This window comes from Cellvibrio sp., assembly GCF_046347455.1.
In the GTDB taxonomy this organism is placed as follows: Bacteria; Pseudomonadota; Gammaproteobacteria; order Pseudomonadales; family Cellvibrionaceae; genus Cellvibrio.
This window is the reverse complement of record NZ_JAXMGC010000002.1, coordinates 331,723-352,221: the sequence shown is the minus strand read 5'-3', so window position 1 is coordinate 352,221 and position 20,499 is coordinate 331,723. Positions and strand designations below refer to the sequence as shown.

The 20,499-nt window shown below is 48.2% G+C and carries 19 protein-coding genes; 8 read left to right on the top strand and 11 right to left on the bottom strand.

Going from position 1 to position 20,499, the window contains the following annotated elements:
- Positions 1-11 precede the first annotated feature (11 nt).
- The 4 genes from U1F02_RS05390 to yjgA all read left to right on the top strand — a co-directional run bounded on the left by U1F02_RS05390 (position 12) and on the right by yjgA (position 2,330).
- Positions 12-458 (top strand): PTS sugar transporter subunit IIA, encoded by a 447-nt coding sequence (locus tag U1F02_RS05390; protein ID WP_409989342.1) that lies wholly within the window; start codon positions 12-14, stop codon positions 456-458.
- A gap of 83 nt (positions 459-541) precedes the next feature.
- A complete protein-coding gene (gene rapZ / locus U1F02_RS05385) occupies positions 542-1,411 on the top strand; it encodes an RNase adapter RapZ (protein ID WP_409989341.1) in 870 nt (289 codons plus the stop codon).
- 28 nt (positions 1,412-1,439) lie between these two features.
- Complete coding sequence (locus U1F02_RS05380; protein ID WP_409989340.1) at positions 1,440-1,709, top strand: HPr family phosphocarrier protein; 270 nt, start codon at positions 1,440-1,442, stop codon at positions 1,707-1,709.
- A 102-nt stretch (positions 1,710-1,811) separates the two neighbouring features.
- The gene (gene yjgA, locus U1F02_RS05375) at positions 1,812-2,330 is read left to right on the top strand and encodes a ribosome biogenesis factor YjgA (RefSeq protein WP_409989339.1); all 519 of its coding nucleotides are present in this window, start codon (positions 1,812-1,814) and stop codon (positions 2,328-2,330) included.
- A 66-nt stretch (positions 2,331-2,396) separates the two neighbouring features.
- Here the strand turns inward: yjgA and U1F02_RS05370 are convergent, their stop codons facing one another.
- From U1F02_RS05370 to U1F02_RS05330, 9 genes are all read right to left on the bottom strand, one after another.
- Positions 2,397-6,506: a YhdP family protein gene (locus U1F02_RS05370; protein WP_409989338.1), complete on the bottom strand. Its 4,110-nt coding sequence runs from the start codon at positions 6,504-6,506 to the stop codon at positions 2,397-2,399.
- Positions 6,507-6,557: 51 nt separating this feature from the next.
- The gene (rng, locus tag U1F02_RS05365) at positions 6,558-8,027 is read right to left on the bottom strand and encodes a ribonuclease G (protein ID WP_409989337.1); all 1,470 of its coding nucleotides are present in this window, start codon (positions 8,025-8,027) and stop codon (positions 6,558-6,560) included.
- 55 nt (positions 8,028-8,082) lie between these two features.
- A complete protein-coding gene (locus U1F02_RS05360) occupies positions 8,083-8,697 on the bottom strand; it encodes a Maf family protein (RefSeq protein WP_409989336.1) in 615 nt (204 codons plus the stop codon).
- 58 nt (positions 8,698-8,755) lie between these two features.
- Positions 8,756-9,244 (bottom strand): rod shape-determining protein MreD, encoded by a 489-nt coding sequence (gene mreD / locus U1F02_RS05355; RefSeq protein ID WP_409989335.1) that lies wholly within the window; start codon positions 9,242-9,244, stop codon positions 8,756-8,758.
- Entirely contained in the window at positions 9,241-10,206 is a 966-nt protein-coding gene (gene mreC, locus U1F02_RS05350; protein ID WP_409989554.1) for a rod shape-determining protein MreC, read from the bottom strand. The genes mreD and mreC overlap by 4 nt, the downstream gene beginning before the upstream one ends.
- A 63-nt stretch (positions 10,207-10,269) precedes the next feature.
- On the bottom strand, positions 10,270-11,304 hold the full coding sequence (locus U1F02_RS05345) for a rod shape-determining protein (protein ID WP_409989334.1): 1,035 nt from the start codon (positions 11,302-11,304) through the stop codon (positions 10,270-10,272).
- 206 nt (positions 11,305-11,510) lie between these two features.
- Positions 11,511-14,078, bottom strand: coding sequence for an EAL domain-containing protein (locus U1F02_RS05340; protein WP_409989333.1), 2,568 nt, complete (start codon positions 14,076-14,078; stop codon positions 11,511-11,513).
- 167 nt (positions 14,079-14,245) lie between these two features.
- Entirely contained in the window at positions 14,246-14,461 is a 216-nt protein-coding gene (locus U1F02_RS05335) for a SlyX family protein (protein ID WP_409989332.1), read from the bottom strand.
- Entirely contained in the window at positions 14,451-15,641 is a 1,191-nt protein-coding gene (locus U1F02_RS05330) for a serine hydrolase domain-containing protein (protein WP_409989331.1), read from the bottom strand. Before U1F02_RS05330 ends, U1F02_RS05335 begins: the two co-directional genes overlap by 11 nt.
- A gap of 109 nt (positions 15,642-15,750) precedes the next feature.
- Between U1F02_RS05330 and U1F02_RS05325 the strand changes: the two genes are divergently transcribed.
- The 4 genes from U1F02_RS05325 (at position 15,751) to yciH (ending at position 19,829) form a co-directional block, all read left to right on the top strand.
- Positions 15,751-16,299, top strand: a complete 549-nt coding sequence (locus tag U1F02_RS05325) for a heme NO-binding domain-containing protein (RefSeq protein ID WP_409989330.1) — start codon at positions 15,751-15,753, stop codon at positions 16,297-16,299.
- Positions 16,299-18,347 (top strand): ATP-binding protein, encoded by a 2,049-nt coding sequence (locus tag U1F02_RS05320; protein WP_409989329.1) that lies wholly within the window; start codon positions 16,299-16,301, stop codon positions 18,345-18,347. Before U1F02_RS05325 ends, U1F02_RS05320 begins: the two co-directional genes overlap by 1 nt.
- Positions 18,344-19,435, top strand: a complete 1,092-nt coding sequence (locus tag U1F02_RS05315; protein ID WP_409989328.1) for a PleD family two-component system response regulator — start codon at positions 18,344-18,346, stop codon at positions 19,433-19,435. The genes U1F02_RS05320 and U1F02_RS05315 overlap by 4 nt, the downstream gene beginning before the upstream one ends.
- 73 nt (positions 19,436-19,508) lie before the next feature.
- Positions 19,509-19,829 (top strand): stress response translation initiation inhibitor YciH, encoded by a 321-nt coding sequence (gene yciH / locus U1F02_RS05310; protein ID WP_409989327.1) that lies wholly within the window; start codon positions 19,509-19,511, stop codon positions 19,827-19,829.
- 55 nt (positions 19,830-19,884) lie between these two features.
- Here yciH and U1F02_RS05305 read toward each other — a convergent pair whose 3' ends face one another.
- Entirely contained in the window at positions 19,885-20,160 is a 276-nt protein-coding gene (locus U1F02_RS05305; RefSeq protein ID WP_409989326.1) for a high-potential iron-sulfur protein, read from the bottom strand.
- A 47-nt stretch (positions 20,161-20,207) separates the two neighbouring features.
- Positions 20,208-20,348, bottom strand: a complete 141-nt coding sequence (locus tag U1F02_RS05300) for a hypothetical protein (RefSeq protein ID WP_409989325.1) — start codon at positions 20,346-20,348, stop codon at positions 20,208-20,210.
- Positions 20,349-20,499 lie beyond the last annotated feature (151 nt).

Sequence of the window (20,499 nt, the reverse complement as noted above, 5' to 3'; positions counted from 1 at the left end):
AACGAGCAAATATGCAAATTCAATCACTGTTAACACCTGAGCGTACTCGCAGTGGCTTGGCCGCCAGCAACAAAAGACAAGCACTTGAGTTGCTAGCGCAGGTTATCGCGCAGAATATTTCGGCCATAGATGCCGACGATTTGATGCGCCGCTTTATAGCGCGTGAGCGCTTGGGTTCAACGGGGGTTGGTCACGGCATTGCCATTCCGCATTGCCGCGTCAATAACAACGAGGGTGCTGTAGGTGCATTAATTACACTACAACACCCCGTAGAATTTGATTCTATCGATAACGAACCGGTCGATATTTTATTCGCCATGCTTGTGCCCGAAGAGTCGCATGCGGAACATCTAAAAAATCTCGCAGCTTTGGCGGCGGCGCTAACACGTAGCGAATTTCGCCAACGTTTGCGTGCGGCCGCCGATGACAATAGTCTTTATCAGGCCGCAATTAGCTAATTCTGCTTGCAAAAGCAGCCGTTATTTTTAGTCAGCCTTAATGTTTTACGAATCAACATGATTTGGTTCAAAAGGGAAACATCATGCAGTTAGTGATTGTGAGCGGATTGTCCGGTTCAGGTAAAAGTACCGCCTTACACGTCTTGGAAGACGTGGGGTATAACTGCATTGATAATTTACCCGTAAGTCTTTTGCCAGCGCTCGTTGCGCAAATTGAAATCCACAAAGACGATCAACACAAGTTCGCTATCGGCATTGATGTTCGTAATGCGTGGAAAGATCTCCAAATCTTCCCCCAGATGATCAGCACCCTGAAGGAAGCACACCTGCCCTTTACGGTGATTTTTCTGGATTCGCAATCATCTGTGCTGATTCAACGCTTCAGCGAGACACGTCGCAAGCATCCGCTAAGCGACAAACACACGAATTTGGCCGAAGCCATCAGCAATGAACAGGCTTTATTGGAACCTATTCGCGATACCGCTGATCAAATCATCGACACAAGTCATTTGACGCTACATGAGTTGCGTGACTTGGTAAAAGAGCGTGTTGTGGGACGCGACCAATCCAGTATGGCTATATTGTTTGAATCCTTTGGCTTCAAACATGGTATTCCGGTGAACGCTGATTTGGTCTTCGATGCGCGCTGCCTTCCGAATCCCCACTGGAAACCCAACCTTCGCCCTTTAACGGGAAAAGACGCGGAAGTTATTGAGTTTTTGGAAGCCGAGAGCGCAGTCAAAGATATGTATGAAGACATAGAAGGTTTTATGAGCCGCTGGTTACCGCGTTATCAAGCAAATAACCGCAGCTATATCACGATCGCAATTGGATGTACGGGCGGCCAGCATCGTTCCGTTTATTTGAGTGAAAGACTGAAGGCACACTTCAGCGAACAATTTGGCGATGTACAGGTGAGGCATCGCGATATAAACAAACACAAGAAAAGCTAACCAACAAAACAACCAAGAAAAACCAACTATGTTGACGGAAACCATCTCCATTATTAATAAACGCGGCCTACATGCTCGCGCCGCAGCGAAATTCGCGACCTTGGCGGCCCAGTTTGGCTGTAAGAGCCAAGCTCGCACCAACGGCAGCTGGGTGGATGCCAAGAGTGTTATGTCCTTGATGCTTCTGGCTGCAACCCAGGGCACGAATCTCGAAGTTTCCACCGAAGGTGACGATGAAGCCCAGGCTATGGACGCCATTAGAGCATTGATCAACAACCGCTTTGAGGAAGACGAATAAGGGCGCAAAGCCAAACAAAGGTTGTTATTTGCAGCGCCTTCCCCTACCCTGTGCGCCCTTTTTGAACAGCACCGCTAGCAATACTCTCGTTTAGGCAATCCTATGGTTTACAAGTACGACGACATCAACCCCAACGATTACATCAAAAGTAAATCACAAGTTAAACGTGAAATGACCGCGCTACAAAAGTTGGGGGAGCAACTGATCGAGCTAAACGATAAACAGCTCGCTACGGTTCCCGTGGAAGAAAAACTCCTAGACGCGATTCTCGAAGCGCGCAAAATGCCGCACCGTGAAGCGCGCCGCCGCCACTTGCAATTCATTGGCCGCTTGATGCGCGAAACCAATCACGACGAAATTCAAGCCGCTGTCGATAAATTACAAGCACGCAGCGATCAATATGTTCATCGCCAGCATCAAATTGAGCGCTTTCGCGACTTGTTGATGGAAGGTGATAAGCAAATTTTCCAAACACTAGTCACTAATTGTCCCGGTATAGATGTGCAACACCTAAAACAATTGGTACGCAGTGCGCAAAAAGAACGCGATGAAAATTTACCACCTAAAAGTGCGCGCAAGCTTTTTTCATTTATTCGCGAGCAACTTGAACTTCAGGATTAATTCCGTAAACCGAAAGACTCTAAAAAAAAAGGAGGCATCAGCCTCCTTTTTCGTTTTGCATCACAACTATTTTCGCCGTCGCTTTTTTTGGATGGGTTCTTCTTCACTCGCTTTTTTTATCAAATCTTCTTCGCTTTCAAATAACCCATCAAATTTCATTTTGGGCTCGCTCCAGTCGCCGCGAATGGTGTAACTGATGCTGGTAACACGATCGACTTGCTTCTTGAATAATTTGCTTACCACGTAGATTCCCGCCGCTGCGGGTAAGCCGGTTACTACAGCCGTGAAGAAAGTGTAGCTTCCCACAACAGGTAAAGTGGCCACCAAGCGGGAATCAATTTTTTCTTTTTCCAGATCTAATTTACCGGCCATTTGTAATCGGCTTGAAGGGGTTTTTACTTCCAGCGGTTCAACAAAGGTTAAAGTGCCCGGAACAAAATTCGCTTTGCCAATAATTTGATCATAGGCCAATCCGCTTTGATAAAGATCGGAGAAATCCAGACGTAAACGACGCGCAAGTGAATCGAAATTCAACACTGCCATTAAGCGCAATAAGCCGTCACTTCCAGGACTTGGATTATTTTTAAAGCGACCTTGCTCGATAAAAATATCGATATTGCCAGCAATTTTTTTCAACTCAAAATCTTGCGGGTCACCCGCCCAGGTTGCATCCACCTTGAAGTGCGCTGCCCTGCTTTCCAACATGTCTGGCTTTTGCCATTCGCGCAGTACAGTGGATAAATTACCCGCAGAAAGCTCTCCAATAAAATGTGTGCTTGAACCCGCTTCATTTACCCGCCAATCCATCTTCGCACCAGGCTTTTTGATTTGGGTTCTTCCGTCTGTACTAACCTCCGTGATACCACCGACGGTTACACCTTTAACAGTACCGTTAATCCTGTCAAATAAAACTCCGTCAGCTTGCGGCCTAATTTGCAGCGACCAATTGCCGTAATTGACCTCATCCATGTAGAGCGCTTTAACCGACACATCCGCCAAGGGCAAATTGCGCGGATCAAGGCTAATACTAGGCATTTTTGGTGAGGCTGGTGCAGCGTTGGAAGTTTCAGGCTTTGCGCCTAACAAACTGCTGGTAAGACGCAAGCTCTCCAAATTAATTTGCAGCGGTTTGCTGGTGTCGGTTGGAATACGGATTTCGCCATCCACCAAAGGATTAGTAAAACCGACCTTCCAAGATTCGTATAAACGCTCAGCGCGCAAATGAACATCCTCAAGCGCTAGCGGACCCACTTGATAATGCCCCAACAGTATCTGTGCGCGGAAAGGCAAACCGGCAATCAAAACCGGACTTTCATCAGCTGCAGGTGCTTCGATGAGTGCAGATGAGTCAGTATGACCCGCAGCCACTTTGGGTTTTTGAGCGTTAATTTGCGCCGTGTAATCTATGTAGCGATCCAGCACCTTTTTCCACGGTTCAATATCGAGCCCAGGCACTCTGCCGCTTAACAAAAACTGCGGTTCAATCGCTAATTTAGCGCTGTCGTTAAGCGCAATATTGGCATTGAGTAACTTGTTGTCCTGTTTTGGATCCAGCTCAAACAGCGCTTGAATATCATCGCCATAAACCATATCGATAAGCGATGTTTGATCGAAAAGCGACATTTTAAATCGGAGGAAACGCTCTCCTTCGGCTGACTTGCCGTAAGGTGCTGGAAGATTCACTGCTACGCCCGAGAGTGGGCTGGTAACCGTAACCACAGCAAAAGGTAAGTTGCCAGCAGGTTCTTGGGCCGACTTATGGTTCAGTTCAACAGTGGCCTTGTAAGGAATTCTTCCACGGGTGAACAACACTTCTGGGCGTTGAGTCCATTTGGCGAGAGCCTGTGAATCCACATCGCCATCGACCTCCACCACGGTTTGGCTGGAATCGCCCTGTTTGCGTGTGCTCAGCAGGGTTTTCACGGGTTGACCAAATAAGGTGCCGCTCAAACCGTCACTACTCAGTCCTAATATTTCGTTGAAGCTGAGATGCCCGCTAACATCCTGCATCGCCAATCTTAAGTTATTCATTTCAAAACGCGACGCGTTTAAATCCAATTCGATCTGTTGCGCTGCGCCTGTACCTTCATGATCCAGTGGTACGGCAATATCCAGCTGTGTGCGAAGTGTACCGTCTAGTTTCCATGCATCCATGCTTGCGCCTATGTAGCGACGCAACATGCTTTCGCGCAACACACGCAAACCATCTTCCGCGCCGCCTTCTACGCTTCCATTCACGCGCAAGAGCGAGCCATGGCCGTCAGGATTGGGATTAACGTTTACTTGGGTTGGGCCTACATCACTGCTGAAGAGTTTTGCCTTATCGACGCTCGCTGCGACATCTTCGTCACTAACCAAGAGCCGCCCGTCAATATCGCTCAACGCTGGCCATTCGGGGTGATATTTAAGCTGGGCGTGTTTGATGTCCACAAAAAGTTGATGGCTGCGCGCCGCACGATTGTGGTTATTAAGCGTACCGCGATAGACGAAACCGACTTGATCCACAAAGCCTGCATTGTCACTGCCAATACTTTTTTCTAACCAATCCAGCAGTGAGCGAGGTACCACCGCTGGCGTATATTTGCTATAGAGACTTGCGTTTAGCTTGGTTGCACCAATCTGCAAGTACAAATCTATATCCCCCGTATTGCGTTTCCAGGGCAAGGAAAGCCACATATAGCCTTTGGCGTGCTCGTCGCCCTTGGTGAATTCCAGCGCGCCACTATTTACGTAGATTCGGTTGTTATCCGGCTGCAGCCACCAAGCCACTTGCCCTTTGGCTTGTTGATATTCCATAGGGGCAGAATAAGTGGGGTAATAGTGCATGCTGAAGCCATCGCGGCTGTCGATATCCACAAAACCGCCGTTTTTATTAGCGTAAACAAAGCCATCTACGGTCCGCAGCGCTGGTACGCCTTGCCAAGCGTTAACCCCCACTTTCGCAAGGTTCGCTTGTAACTCCCAGGCTTTGGGGTTTTGAGTAGGAATCGCGAATTGCAAATTGCGCAATTCGCCCATGGGGCTGAGTGTGCGCATGACTTCACGCAAGCGGCCATCTCCCAATACACCGGCGCTATCCAGCGTTTGATTCAAGCGCTGTAAATCGACCTTGGGTAAATGCAGAATCACGGGGTCCGAAAAACTTCCGGCGGATGCAGCGAAACTCAGGTTTTCAATCTTGTACTCATTCACTCGGCTGCTGAGTTGCTGCAGCGCGAGCATCCATTGCCCGTTGTATAACCAGTGGCCGACTACATCGGTACTGAAACTATCCAGCCCTAAAGTGCGGCCTATTACAGGAACGCTCAGGCGCTGAATACCGATCTTGCCCTGAACATCCAAACCTTCGTGATTGGAGCGACTGGTAAACCAGAGGCTGGCATCCAAGGCGCCTTCGCTGTGAACCTCTGCCTTAATACCGCGTAGCAAAAATGCGGTGGTTGCCGCAATGGGTTCGTTGGTGGGAAATTGCTTTAATTGCAGGAACGCTTTACTGCTAAAGGTTTCGCGGTGACGGGGATCGCCTTTACCTTCGGCAATCAAACTCAGGGTTTTTGGTTTGCCATCAACATCCACTTGTACGGACAAGCGATGGAAATCGCCTGCGTTTTCCATACGCAAAACGGGCGAATATAAGCTCGTAGTAACGCCAGAAGCGAAATGAAAATTCAGTCGGGTTTGTGCGAATTCAATGCGGCGCGACAGCAAGGACATATCTATAAGCGCATCCAAATTTGCGCCTTTTTCGTCTTGCGTTTTTTGCTTGCGGGGAATACCCGACACTTGCCAAAAACCATCATCTGTTTGCACAAAATCCATTTGTACTTTATCGAGCTGAAGCACACTCCACACCAAACGCGCGTGCGCCAAGCTGCCCAATAAATCCAGACGCATTTGCGCATGATCGAGCGTGATAATTTGCTGATCACTCTGGCTGTGAATGCGCAAGTTGCGTACATCCACCATGGGCTTGAGGCCAACCCATTCAGCACTGATTGCGCCAATACTCACCTTGGCGTTGAACTTATTGGAAAAATAAGTGCTTAATTCTTGCGGATATTCAGCCAACAAATGGGAAAAACTGCGCCCAGCCTGAACCAACACAGCCAAGCTGATAGCGGCCAGCGCAAAGAGCAAATAAAACCACTTAATAAGCTTGCGTAAATAAGTGGTCATAAAAATACAGATGTCATGCTAAAGGGTGATTCCTAAAATACTTCTCGGTGCTTACACCAACACAATGTCGTACTGCTCTTGTGTAAATAAATTTTCAACTTGGAACTCAATGGTGCGGCCGATAAAAGCTTCCAAGTCAGCGACGTATGCGGCTTCTTCGTCGAGCAAGCGATCTACCACAACTGGGGCAGCGAGTACTAAAAATTTTTGCGTATCGTAAGAGCGTGACTCGCGCAAAATTTCACGGAAAATTTCGTAGCAAACCGTTTCCGCCGATTTAACTTGCCCGCGTCCTGCACACACAGGGCAAGGTTCACACAGCATTTGCCCCAAAGATTCGCGGGTGCGCTTGCGCGCCATTTCCACCAAGCCCAATTCTGAAACGCCGGTAATGCGCGTTTTGGCGTGATCTTTTTCCAATGCTTTTTCTAAAGTGCGCAGAACCTGACGTTGATGTTCCTGATCCTGCATGTCGATAAAATCAAGAATGATAATACCGCCCAGATTTCGCAAACGAAGCTGGCGAGCAATAGCGGTCGCTGCTTCCAAATTTGTTTTGAAAATAGTTTCTTCAAGATTTCGATGACCAACGAACGCACCGGTATTAACGTCCACCGTGGTCATTGCTTCGGTTTGTTCGATAATCAAATAGCCGTTTGATTTCAGCGGAACACGTGTATCCAGCGCGCGGCGAATCTCTTCTTCGACGCCGTACAAATCCAACAAAGGGCGACCGCCGGTATAGCACTCGATGTGATCAACCAACTGCGGTGAATAGTTGCTCGCGAAATCCAGCATTTGTTGATAAGTAAGGCGAGAGTCAACGCGAATTTTGTCGATAGGTGCACGAGCAAGATCACGCAAAGCGCGCAGGTAAAGCGGCATGTCTTTGTGAATTACGCCCGGCACGGGAATGCTGGGGAGTTTTTCAGTTAAATCTGCCCAGAGTTTTTGCAGGAAAGGAATATCCGCCAATATGGCTTCTGCCGTTGCACCTTCCGCGACTGTGCGAACAATAAATCCGCCCGTGATGGAATAGTGTTCGGAGGCAGAATCCATAATGCCGCGCAAACGCTCGCGTTCCTGTTCATCTTCAATCCGTACCGAAACACCTATATGGCTGCTGTTAGGCATGTAAACGAGATAGCGCGACGAGAGCGTGAGATGCGTGGTCAAGCGCGCGCCTTTAGTACTGATGGGATCTTTAGCGACCTGAACGAGGATGGTTTGACCTTCACGTACCAAGGTGCGGATGTCAGGAATCTCGGCAGTTCTAGGCTCGCCTTCTGGCGCTTCCGGCACCATGTCAGCCGCGTGGATAAACCCTGTTCGTTCCAAACCAATATCGACAAACGCGGCTTGCATGCCGGGTAACACGCGCACGACCTTGCCTTTATAGATGTTGCCCACGTAGCCCTTGCCGTGGCTACGCTCAATGTAGAGTTCCTGCACCACCCCATTCTCAACCAGCGCAACGCGGGTTTCCACGGGTGATACGTTGATTAGAATTTCTTCACTCATAGTGAGCTCGTCTGTTATTGCAGCCGGGCCTTAGACTTTAGTTGTCTTTTGCCAGTTAAGCTGTTTGTTGCCAATAAGGAATGGCGAATTCTTGTAAAAGTGCGACTGTTTGCTCAATGGGCAAGCCTACAACACCGGTATAACTACCGCGAATTTGCTGCACGAAAACAGCACCCAACCCTTGAATACCGTAGCCACCTGCTTTATCGCACGGCTCGCCCGTTTTCCAGTAGGCGGCGATTTCATCATCTTCAAGCGGACGAAAGACCACATCAGTCACCGAAAGTTTTACGCTGCACTTTTCTTGCATAATCATGGCAACTGCCGTCATGACCTGGTGCTCAGTTCCGGCGAGTTTGCGCAGCATGGCGGCGGCGTGTTGAGCGTCCTGCGGTTTTTCTAAAATCTCGTTATTCACCACAACAATCGTATCCGCGCCCAGCACGGCCTTTACCGGCATTTGGCTGGCTTTGACCGTAGCGAAACCGGCTTCGGCCTTCTCACGCGCCAAGCGCTGCACATAGGCACTAGGTGATTCTTGGGTTCGCGGCACTTCTGTCACATTTGCTGCCACAACGCGGTGAAGTACGCCAATTTGCTGAAGCAACTCACGGCGACGCGGCGATTGGGATGCCAGATAAATAGACGGCTCATCTTGCAGATTCACCATGAACTCCTACTGAACGAGCGCGATTTACGCGAAATATCTTATAAATTTATGTGAGTTTTTAGGTGATGCGGTAATGTCGGCTTACGCGATCCAGCAGCATCCTTACTAGTGGCCAAACCAACGCGCTAGAAAATGCAGGCGCTAGGAATAGGATTCCTGAAAGTGGACGACCCGACATACTTTGCACCCAATTACCCGGCAATTGCGCTAAACCAACCAACACGAAGATCCAACCCGCTTCTTTCCAGATAGCGAAGTTGCGTACACGTTGATAGGACAAAATGCAGATGTAAGCCACTATGATCAACGACAAGCTGTGTTGCCCGAAAGGCACGCCCTCCAATAAGTCTTGGTAGAGCCCGACAAAGCACAAGAAAAACAGACTAATGGTGAGTGGGAAAACCGAGATCCAGTAAATTGCTACCAGCAATACAAACTCGGGACGCCACCAGCGACACTCAAGTGGCAAAGGGTACACCGCCAACACCAAGGCCACCGCAAAACTGGCGAGGATGACCATGTAGGAATGCCAGCGATGAGGAATCATCTGCGCCCTGCCGAGGATGCAGATTTTTTGGTCGATGATTGCACTGACGAAGCTGCAGAAGATGACGCCGCCGAAGAAACTGCTGAAGAGGCAATGCTACTAGAGGATGACACCGAGGCTGTTACCGATGAATCGGGCTGCGTGTGCGTATCGAATACCAGCAACACATGACGACTACGATCCAAGCGAGCCATGGGGCGGGCAATCACGCGGGCAAAGGCTTGGCCGGAGTTGCGCACAACTTGCTCCACTTCTGCAACGGGATAGCCCACCGGGAACCGCTCACCCAAACCAGAGCTGACCAAAATGTCGCCTTCGCGAATGTCGGCGTTGATCGACACGTGGCGCAGACTCAAGCGGTTTAGATCGCCGGTGCCTTCGGCAATCGCACGTACGCCGTTGCGGTTAACTTGTACCGGAATCGCATGGGTCGAATCAGAAATGAGTAAGACGCGGGCACTGTCTTCATCCACTTCCACAACCTGCCCCATTAACCCAAAGGCGTCCAGCACGGGTTGACCTTCGTAAACACCCTCGCGGGTTCCGCGGTTAATCATAATCACGTGGCTAAGCGGATTTGGGGATACCCCCATCAACTCGGCGATCAGCACCTTGTCCTGCAGCATGTCTTTGCCGTTCAAAAGCTGGCGCAGGCGAACGTTTTCAGCGGCGAGTGCTGCCATTTGCTGCTGTTTGCGCTGGTAGATAAGCACTTCTGTTTTGAGGCGATCGTTTTCGGCACGCAGGTCTTTTTCAGAAGCCAAAGAACCGCTCGCCCAGTCGCCAACACGGCGGGGAATATCGGTCAATTGATAAAAGGGAACTGCAAGAAAATTGAGCTGCTGGCGCACCGGCTTGAGCCAAGGCGTATAGATGCCAACCAGAATCAGCGCCACTGTCACTGCAATAAGCAGGATGACTCGTGTGCTGAGCGAAGTGCTGTTGGTAAATAGGGGTTTAATGACTGTGTCTCCTGTAAAAGCAAAACGCTGGCATTGCCAGCGCTTCAGTCTGAATCAGGGATTTTACGACGACAGCAAATCAATACGCTTGTCGTTCATCTCCATAGCCATACCGCCACCACGGGCAACGCAGGTCAATGGATCTTCAGCCACAATGAAAGGCAAGCCAGTTTCATGAGAGAGCAGGCGGTCAATATCACGCAACAAGGCACCACCGCCAGTCAGTACCACACCGCTTTCGGCGATGTCTGACGCCAGTTCTGGTGGCGATTGCTCGAGAGCGCTTTTCACCGCTTGAACGATACCCGCCAAAGGCTCTTGCAGCGCTTCAAGGATTTCGTCAGAACTGAGGGTAAAGCTGCGAGGCACACCTTCCGCCAAGTTGCGGCCACGAACATCGATCTCGCGGATTTCGCTACCGGCGAAGGCACAGCCGATTTCTTGCTTGATACGCTCAGCGGTTGCATCACCAATCACACTGCCGTAGTTACGGCGAACATAGTTAACAATAGATTCATCAAAGCGGTCGCCGCCAATGCGTACAGAGTCAGAGTAAACGACACCGTTCAGGGAGATAACCGCGATTTCAGTGGTACCACCGCCGATATCCACCACCATAGAACCGCTCGCTTCAGCCACTTTCAAGCCTGCACCAATCGCCGCTGCCATTGGCTCGTCGATCAAACGAACTTCACGCGCCCCCGCGCCTAGAGCGGATTCGCGGATTGCACGTTTTTCAACTTCGGTGGATAAGCAAGGAACACTGATGAGTACACGAGGGCTTGGGTTGAACCAGCTGTTTTCGTGAACTTTTTTGATGAAGTGCTGAAGCATTTTTTCAGTCACTTGGAAATCTGCAATCACGCCGTCTTTAAGTGGACGAATGGCGGTGATATTGCCAGGGGTACGGCCCAGCATACGCTTGGCCTCGATGCCTACCGCTTCTACGGTTTTACGGCCATCGTGATGGCGAATCGCCACAACAGAGGGTTCGTTGAGAACAATGCCACGGCCACGAACGTAAATCAGGGTGTTGGCGGTGCCGAGGTCAATAGAGAGATCGTTAGAGAAAGCTCCACGCAAGGATTTGATGAACATGAAGAAGCGGCCTTATTAATCTGGATTAGCAACTATGGCTGGTAAAGTGCGGCAGTATAAGGGAAATTCCCGCACAAGTCGGCCTCTTTTTAGCACTTTTTGTAAAAGATTCGCATTTCTTCACAGAAGCCAAAATCCGCCGATTGCGACGGAAAATGTATGATTTTTGGGAAGGGAAAAACGGTGACTTTCGGGGCGAGAAAAAGCTAGCGTTCAGTCCATGCAGATTCGGCCATCCACTCGTCGATTTGGGCAAGCGCCATGGGTCGACCGATGTGATATCCCTGAGCTTCATCACAACCCATGGATGACAAACGTTCAATCAATGCGGCGTTTTCGACGCCCTCAGCCACCACTTTCAAGCTCAAGCTATGCGCTAGGTGAATGGTAGATTCGACGATCAATTCATCTTGCTTGTCTTCAAGCATATTGCGAATAAACGAGTAATCAATCTTCAGCGTTTGAACGGGTAATTTTTTCAAATAAGCGAGCGATGAATAACCTGTTCCAAAATCATCAATCGATAATTGCGCACCCAAATCATGAAGCTGCTGCAACACGCGCAACGCGCGCGCCGGATCGCTCATGATGGAGCTTTCAGTAATTTCCAACTCCAGTGAACTCGCAGGCAAGCCATATTTTTGCAATAAATTGCGCACAAGTTTCGGCATATTTTCGTCGAGTAAATTGCGCGCTGATAAATTCACGGCAACGCTGACATTTAGACCTTGCGAATGCCATAAACAACATTGCGCGATACTTTTTTCCAACACCCACGCTGTCAACGGATGAATTAAACTCGTGACTTCTGCGATGGGAATAAATTCGTTGGGCGGAACAAACCCAAGCTCGGGATGATTCCATCGTAAAAGCGCTTCAAAACCGTAAAAAGTTTTGCTGTCCAACTTAACTTTGGGCTGATAATACAAACACAATTGATCTTCACGAATAGCGCGGCCCAACTCGCTCATCATGGCTAAACGCTTGGGAGAATGTGGATCTATTTCAGGTTTATAAACCGCGATACCGGACATTTGCTCTTTGGCGTAATACATGGCGACATCTGCAAAGCGCATCAATTCATTTACATCGCGCGCTTGCGTCGGCGCCAAAACAATTCCAATACTCGCACTGATTTCTGCACAAAAAACTTCTAAATTAAATTCCAACCGCAGTGCATCCAGAATGCAATGGGCAAACACGACGGCGTGTTGTTGATTGCGTATTTTGGGCAGGAAAATCGCAAATTCATCACCGCCCATACGCGCCACTATGCCGTGGGTTTCGTGCATTTCTGACTGAATACGTGGACCGATTAATTGCAACAAACGATCACCTACTTGATGACCAAGCGTATCGTTAATTTCTTTAAAGCGATCCAAATCGATAAATAACAAAGCACCTAACTTTTCTTCGTCGCTCGCGTAAAATCGTTCAATTTCTTGATAGATATAGGCTCGGTTGGGTAACCCTGTGAGAGAATCATGGAACGAAATGTGTTCCAGTTTTTGCTCGTAACGTTTGCGTACGGAGACATCTTTTGTTGTACCCCACACACGAGTTAAGTAATTATTTTCAATGACGCCTACACAGGAAATTTGAAAATAATAACGGCGCCCTTTGCTATCCTCACGAATAACGTCGTGATCAATCATTTGGTACTTATTTTTCACAAAAAATTGTAAATCAAACACATACCGAGTAGAGCCGCTTTCGCGCAAGCCTTGCCCAATCAATTCCTGTACAGATTCAGCGCGCAACATAGTCGCCAACATTTTGTTGCCTTGCGACAAACGCGCATTTTCCGCCATGAGTTCAACTTGGAGTTCGATGGAGTCATCGAGAGAAATGGGCGGAACCATGTCGTAACACCAAATGGCTTCGCTACTATTGGCAATAAATGCTTTATAACTAGCTTCGCTTTCCTGGAGTGCGCGCTGCTGTTGCAGCAGAATTTCACGCACACTCTCCTCGCGCGTTCGATCCTGCAGCTGAATGAGCACGCGTTCCAACTCGCCCGCCCGGTTTCGCACCGGCAACAGACTCGCTCGCAAGCTTATCCTTTTGTTCTCCTGTTTGAGATGCGCAAAAAGCTTGTGATCCAACGCATAGGTTAAATCCACGCTCAGGGTTTCACCGGTGCAATAAACCTTTTGCAAAAGTGCAGGCATCTCCGGCATGGTCAGAAGTTGTTTATCACGTAGCAGGTTGTAACGGCCCATCGCCAGACTTGCTTTGCGAGAACTCAGGTCAAACAACTTTTCAAAAGCGCTATTGGCTTGCAGAAGCACACCTTTGGCATCGGTCATTAAACAGGCGATGGGGTTTTCCGCAAAGAGAGTGCTAAGCAAACTGTTGCTGGTCTCAACGCCCGGATTAGCCAGCCAATGGGTGCTAGGTACTACGACGCCTTCATATTGGCGCTGCTTGTGAAGCGTGAGCCGACCAATAAACCGCACGCGATACTCGCCCGCCTTGCTGAGAAGCTTGACCTCACAGGCGCGTACGCCCCGGTCACAATCAACCGGATCTGAATTAAATACCTGCAGGAAAACATATTTGTCCGCCGAACTCAGGTTGTTAAACAGCTCAGATAACGAACCAAAGGATTGGGAGAAGCCCGGAAATACGGACGAGAACTCTTCTGAAAAACCAAGATTTGCTGAATTTACATCAAACCGCCATGCCGCAACATCGGGCGCTAAAAGCGCGTATTCCAAACTGAGCGGACTTAGCTGCTCTAGCTCAGACGGCTGTAATGACGGGGAATTCATAGGCGATATCTAAACTCAGAATAAAAGACACAAGCTGAGTCTAGACAAAGAAATTCATAAAGCATTAAGAATTTGTTGCTATGGGAAGCGCCAAGAACAAAACTTTTGTGACAGAAATGTCGCCTATATCAACCACTTAACTATTTTCTGCTCTTTCCCTATTAAGACTAGTAATGCGGTGGACGTTCATCGGTGATTTCTTCACCACCACCAACTTGCGCCAAGGCCAGCTCATCTATGCGTTTTGCGAGCAAGCGAATCTGCTGTTGAAGCTGGATAATATCGGCATCCTGCTTGGTAATTACTTGGTTCAGTTGGTTGATCGTATCCTCCTGAAAGGCGATACGGGTTTGAAGTTCAACCAATTCATCTTCAAGGTTCATTGCGCTCTCCCAAAACAGCGTAAGCGGCATCAATTATGTTAACGGCTCGCTCGTCGATCAAAATATTTTGCCCCATGCGCGAAGTCACATAACCAAAGCCTAATTGATAGTCCGGGTCAGCGAAGCCGATACTTCCGCCTGCGCCAGGGTGCCCAAATGCGAGCGCACCGCGTCCATAACGACAGTCAGCGCGATCCGCTTGCGACAGCATAAATCCACAACTAAACCGCAGCGGCAAACCCAACACCTGATCCTGGCCAAAGCTTTGTTCACGCGAACACAAAGCCAGAACATCGGCCGGGAGCAACTTCTGATTCGCTAAAGCACCGTAAATAGCAGCAATAGCTTTTGCGTTAGCGTGCGCATTGGCGGCAGGAATTTGCGCTTGCCGCCATGCAAGGCTGTTAGTCGCCGTCATAAGACTGATGGGATTGCAAAAGGCGCGATTGGTAACGCCGCGGGGATCGGCCTTCATCAACTTACCTAATGCAACGCTATCGGCACCGTTGCTTTCGACAGCCGCCAAGTTTCGTTTGAGCGGCGCTGTATCGGCAATTAAAACCAAATCTTCGTCTGGAACGCCGAAGTGACAACTAACGCCCAACGGCGACGCAACCTGCGCTTGAAAATAATCATTAAAACTGGCGTAGCCACTAACACGCCTAACCAACTCGCCGACAATCCACCCGTACATAAACGGGGAATAACCTTGTGCATCACCGGGTGCCCACCACGGCAATTCATTGGCCGCAGCCGTTGTCATGGCAGACCAATCAAAAATTTGAGTATCGGTGATGTGTTGATGGAACGCAGAAAGGCCGCTGCGATGACAAAGCACATCCAAAACCGTGATATTTGCTTTATCGCCTTGGGCAAACTCAGGCCAATAATGCGCAACCGGAGCGTTTAATTCCAACTTACCCTGCGCGACTAACTGTAAAGCGCACAGAGCAACCAAACCTTTGCCCGCTGAAAAAACATTCACGAGAGTGTTTTCTTCCCATGCTTGGGATGTGATTTGAGCAAGCCGATTGGAACGCTCTCCTGCCCAAATATTCAACACACATTCACCCGCATGGTAGAGCGCCAAACCCGCGCCCTGCTCGCCCGCATTGAAATTAGCGGCAAATGCGTCCACCACAAGGTGCCATTTGGCAGACCAAAAACCTTCTACGTTCATCCAACAACCCTTTCGACAAAATAGGCCGCATTCTAACAGCTGAGCCAGCCCTTGCGTGCTCAAATCCTGACCTATACTGAATCCACATAGGCAACTGGGGACGGTACACATGAAGGGCATTGTCTTTCGAGAGTTTACGGACATGGTGGAAGCACAATTCGGTGAAAGCACCATGGACGCGTTGATTGAAGCCACCCAACCAAAATCGGGCGGCAGCTACACAACCGTCGGAACCTATGACCACAGAGAGTTGGTCGCCATGGTTAACGCCTTAAGCCTGCAAACCGGTATCGCCGGGCATAAGCTTGTGCACCAATTTGGAAAGCATTTGGCCACGGTTTTCTCCAAAAAATTTCCTGCGTTTTTTAATGAATGCTCTGGCACCTTCGAGTTTTTAAAAAAAATTGACAATCACATTCACGTAGAAGTTAAAAAGCTATACCCGGATGCAGAGCTACCCCGATTTTCGTATGTGGAGCACGGCAAGGCAGGTTTCGATCTCATTTACGAATCGCAACGGGATTTTTCCCATTTAGCTCATGGCCTTATCGAAGGCTCCATGGAATATTTTGGCGAAAATTTTCAAATAAGCCGCGAAGATGTTGATTGCGAAAACACATTCACTAAGGCGATATTCAAGTTACGCGGACAAGAGTAATGACAGACGAGCTTGAATTATACAAACGGCGTTACGAGCGCGAAAAAAGAGCCCGAGAACAAGCAGAAGAGCTACTCGAAACAAAAAGCGCTGAACTTTATCGGCTTAACGAAGCGCTAACCAACCTGACTGCCGAGCTGGAACAAAAAGTTCTCGACAGAACACTGGAACTGCAAAAAGCACGAGACTTGGCTATTGCCAACAACGAAGCAAAGAGCTTGTTCCTCGCAAACATGAGCCATGAAATACGAACACCTATGAACGGCATTTTAGGTGTTATTTATTTATTGGAATCGAGCGAACTAACAGAACATCAACGCCACTTGCTCGGCACTGCAAAAGAATCTGGCGAGCTCTTGCTGTCGATTATCAACGACATATTGGATGTTAGCAAAATAGAAGCCGGTGAATTAACTCTGGAGCACATTAACTTCAGTATCACCGATATTATAAAAAACGTGACAGAAAATTTTTTGGTTGCCGCGCAACAAAAAGGGCTCACGCTCCATTGCGATATAGACGCACAGATTCCAACAGAAATGGAAGGCGACCCTACTCGGGTTCGTCAAGTGCTGTATAACTTAATTAGCAATGCCATTAAATTCACACCTCAAGGTTCCGTGAAAGTTTCCGCAAAACTGTGCACTGATCAAACCATAGAAATCTCGGTAAGTGACACAGGCATTGGCATCGCAGAAGATAAAATTGCGCACATTTTTTCCCCCTTCACCCAGGCAGACGACAGCATTACACGTAAGTTCGGTGGCACTGGTTTGGGGCTTGCTATTTGTTCCCACCTAACCAAAGCCATGGGCAAAGAAATTCGCGCATTAAGCATTCCCGGCAAAGGCTCCACTTTCAGGTTTTGGCTCGATATAAAATCTGCCAATGAGGCTCATCCGAAATCAATCGAAGGATTAGGCAAGGCGACACCCCATTTCAGCGGCGCTTTAATCATGTTGGTTGACGACAACGCTGTGAATCGCGAGATCGGCAGCGAAATTTTGCGTGCGCAGGGGCTTATCGTTGATTGCTTTGAAGATGGCAGTATGGCGCTGCAAGCTATTTCCAAAAAACCCTATCAAGCCGTACTCATGGACGTTCAAATGCCGGTAATGGATGGTTTGCGAGCCACGCGCGAAATCAGAGCACTTGGAGGAAATTTTAGCCAGATTCCTATCATTGCAATGACTGCTCACGCGCGCAAAGAAGATATCGAAAAAAGTCTAAACGCTGGCATGAACGCGCATCTCACCAAACCCATAGAACCGCAAAAAATCTTTGCACTACTTGAACAATGGATTTCCAAAAAACAAACCCCAACTTCGTCAAACACACCTGAAGAGACTGAAGCCTGCAAGCAGGATAAGCCAGCACCAACGATCGAATGCGCTACGCAAACCAATACAAGAACACAACCATTGCAAGCAAATGATTTCATTTACATAGACATTCTGGATGCACTAGCTAGAACCAACCAAAACCATGAATTATTAACCAAAGTATTGCTCATGTTTTTAAAAACCCACAGTGACGACGGCGAAAAACTCATCACCTGCCTGAACAACAACCACTATGAACAAATAAAAGCAATCGCACACAAATTAAAAGGTAGCAGCGCAAGCATAGGGGCAAAAAAGGTATCTCTTGCTGCAAGCGAGCTAGAGCAAGCGTGCAAAACTAGCGACTATGCACAATGTAAAAGATTAATTGACAAAACAAATGATGCGCTGAGCGAAGCTTTCACAGAACTGCAACGCATTTCAATTCCTGCTCATCATACAACCCACAAGCAATTAAGCTATGGGGAACTCACAGCAAAAGTCGACGAATTTATCGCTACCAGTCAAACCGATTTTATCGCTGCAGAAAAAGTGCTCAATGAGATTCTAGCAACTATTCCCGACCAGCAATTCCGCAACCAAATTAGCCTGCATTTTGACAATTTTGAAATAGAAGCAATTTATCCCTTGCTGGAAAAATTTTTATCCGGAGTTGATAGCGAATTGGTTCGTAACAAACAACTCATCATAGGAAATTCACAATGACTCCTTACAAAATTTTGATCGTCGATGATGCGCCGCAGGACATCAAACTGGTTATGGAGTGTTTAAAAGATAAGTACACACTCACGGCTGCCACTTCCGGCGAAAAAGCTATAGAGCTCGCGGCCAAAGTGCAACCCGATCTGGTGTTGATGGATGCATCCATGCCGACCATGAACGGTTATGACGCCTGCAAAGCCATAATTAAAGCATGTAAAACCAATATTATTTTCCTGTCAGCAAACGATTCCACTGAAGAGATTTTGCGCGGCTATGCTGCAGGTGCAATTGACTATATCGTCAAACCATTTCACCCGGACATTCTTCACTCTAAAATTGAGTTCGCATTACAACGCACCGAAAAAAGAAACGCTTTTGTAAACGAAAACAATCAAACACGCGCGGAAATTTACCGAAGCATGGTGGAATTTAACAAAAGGTGTCTTGAACTCGTTCATCCACAAGATTTTGCCAACGTGTTAATTACGCAATGCGAAAATGTGTATTTGGATTGCTGCGTTCAAATTCACTCGGAAACAGGAATATATGAAGCCGGCTCAAGCGGTATGGTCAGTAAGCTTGAAGCAGAAGTCTTAACCCGAATTTTGCAAGAAGAAGGAAACTTTTTTGCCCACGAACAAGGGCTATTTTTTACCTACGATAATGTCGCACTCCTGGTAAAAAATTTATCGCACGACACAACCACAGATGAGATGAAAAAATCCCTAGCCGCCCTGGTTGAGAACGCCAACACTATGCTTCTCAATTTGGACAAAATCCATGCATTGACTCATCGCGAGCCCGCAAGCTCACAGGGTGCTGTACTCAAAAATTACGTTGAAAAAATAGCCCAGACGATAAGCGCGCAAAAACACTACAAAAAAGAGAGCGTAAAAATTGTAGATGACGTAATGCTAGGCATGGAGTCATCGTTTGTTGACATGGGGCTAACCTTCAACCAAGAGCAAACTTTGCTAGAAATACTGAACACGGGATTGGAAAAATCGATAAAACATTATGAACAGGGAATTCAACTTGACGAACAACTTGAAGCCGCGCTGAAAGATATAAACCACCAACTCGGCATCTAACATCAACTTCCCTGTTAAGACGAAAGGCTCTAAGATCGCCCATTAGATACAACCATTTCAATCAGGGCGTTTTATGAGCAACAGCCGTTTAGTTTATTCCACCGATGGCGGGCGGATTAAAGAGCAAAAGCAACCCGCTGCAATTCCCCAAGGCGATGGCATTGTACGTATTCGTCGCGAAACTGCGGGGCGCAATGGCAAGGGCGTAACAACCGTAACCGGCATTCCGGCGGATGAAGCCGAACTCAAAGCTATCGCCAAAGACCTAAAACAAACCTGCGGTGTGGGCGGATCGGTGAAAGAGGGTGTTATAGAAATTCAGGGCGACCAGCGGGAAAAAATAAAAGCCGCGCTGGAAAAACGCGGCTTTACTGTTAAATTCGCGGGTGGCTAGTTAAACCGCCCACTGAACTTGGGCATGCATTAAACCCAATTTAAATGCTTAGAGATTAAGCCTTTTTAGACCAAACTTTACACCAGCCAGTTGCGCTCACTTGTTTGCCCGGGAACAGGTTACATCCTAAAGCTTTCGGGTCACCCTTCGACTGGGCGCAGTTACTGCAATTGCTGCCCGCTACGGTGGATGCTGTTACATAGCCCAGCGCTTTAGCTTGTGGCTCATCGGGAGACAAAGGGACATCAGCTGCCACAGCGACATTGCACACTGGAATAAGCGCCAAACCTGCGGCAGCGCCGGAAATTTTCATAAAGTCTCTACGGTTCATAATCTCGTCCTAATAATAAGTATTGTGGTTAATATTGCGGCGCTAATTCACTGCGCGGGTTCAACAACATCATCGACCATTCGCCAGACCTTGCCGTCACATTGGTGATAGTTCGGGCAGGAAGCTTGGCACCCGCGACACGGCAAAGGCTCATCTTGGGTTGGTGTTACATTTTGGGTCTCGGTCATCGCGTAAATCCTCCAACATTGTTAACCAAGTTGTACGCGAATAATTTGATTTAAGACCAAATTTACGTTTATTTTCAAAACACAACTGGCGCCAACAGCAATAGGGTGCCGCCAAAATTCCTCATTTAATCTAGCAGCAGATAGGCTATCC

What these genes read in the sequence shown, in the direction of transcription:
- U1F02_RS05390 (WP_409989342.1), top strand. Translation starts at nt 12, where the DNA reads ATGCAAATTCAATCACTGTTAACACCTGAGCGTACTCGCAGTGGCTTG.
- rapZ (WP_409989341.1), top strand. Translation starts at nt 542, where the DNA reads ATGCAGTTAGTGATTGTGAGCGGATTGTCCGGTTCAGGTAAAAGTACC.
- U1F02_RS05380 (WP_409989340.1), top strand. Translation starts at nt 1,440, where the DNA reads ATGTTGACGGAAACCATCTCCATTATTAATAAACGCGGCCTACATGCT.
- yjgA (WP_409989339.1), top strand. Translation starts at nt 1,812, where the DNA reads ATGGTTTACAAGTACGACGACATCAACCCCAACGATTACATCAAAAGT.
- U1F02_RS05370 (WP_409989338.1), bottom strand. Translation starts at nt 6,506, where the DNA reads ATGACCACTTATTTACGCAAGCTTATTAAGTGGTTTTATTTGCTCTTT.
- rng (WP_409989337.1), bottom strand. Translation starts at nt 8,027, where the DNA reads ATGAGTGAAGAAATTCTAATCAACGTATCACCCGTGGAAACCCGCGTT.
- U1F02_RS05360 (WP_409989336.1), bottom strand. Translation starts at nt 8,697, where the DNA reads ATGGTGAATCTGCAAGATGAGCCGTCTATTTATCTGGCATCCCAATCG.
- mreD (WP_409989335.1), bottom strand. Translation starts at nt 9,244, where the DNA reads ATGATTCCTCATCGCTGGCATTCCTACATGGTCATCCTCGCCAGTTTT.
- U1F02_RS05345 (WP_409989334.1), bottom strand. Translation starts at nt 11,304, where the DNA reads ATGTTCATCAAATCCTTGCGTGGAGCTTTCTCTAACGATCTCTCTATT.
- U1F02_RS05340 (WP_409989333.1), bottom strand. Translation starts at nt 14,078, where the DNA reads ATGAATTCCCCGTCATTACAGCCGTCTGAGCTAGAGCAGCTAAGTCCG.
- U1F02_RS05335 (WP_409989332.1), bottom strand. Translation starts at nt 14,461, where the DNA reads ATGAACCTTGAAGATGAATTGGTTGAACTTCAAACCCGTATCGCCTTT.
- U1F02_RS05330 (WP_409989331.1), bottom strand. Translation starts at nt 15,641, where the DNA reads ATGAACGTAGAAGGTTTTTGGTCTGCCAAATGGCACCTTGTGGTGGAC.
- U1F02_RS05325 (WP_409989330.1), top strand. Translation starts at nt 15,751, where the DNA reads ATGAAGGGCATTGTCTTTCGAGAGTTTACGGACATGGTGGAAGCACAA.
- U1F02_RS05320 (WP_409989329.1), top strand. Translation starts at nt 16,299, where the DNA reads ATGACAGACGAGCTTGAATTATACAAACGGCGTTACGAGCGCGAAAAA.
- U1F02_RS05315 (WP_409989328.1), top strand. Translation starts at nt 18,344, where the DNA reads ATGACTCCTTACAAAATTTTGATCGTCGATGATGCGCCGCAGGACATC.
- yciH (WP_409989327.1), top strand. Translation starts at nt 19,509, where the DNA reads ATGAGCAACAGCCGTTTAGTTTATTCCACCGATGGCGGGCGGATTAAA.
- U1F02_RS05305 (WP_409989326.1), bottom strand. Translation starts at nt 20,160, where the DNA reads ATGAACCGTAGAGACTTTATGAAAATTTCCGGCGCTGCCGCAGGTTTG.
- U1F02_RS05300 (WP_409989325.1), bottom strand. Translation starts at nt 20,348, where the DNA reads ATGACCGAGACCCAAAATGTAACACCAACCCAAGATGAGCCTTTGCCG.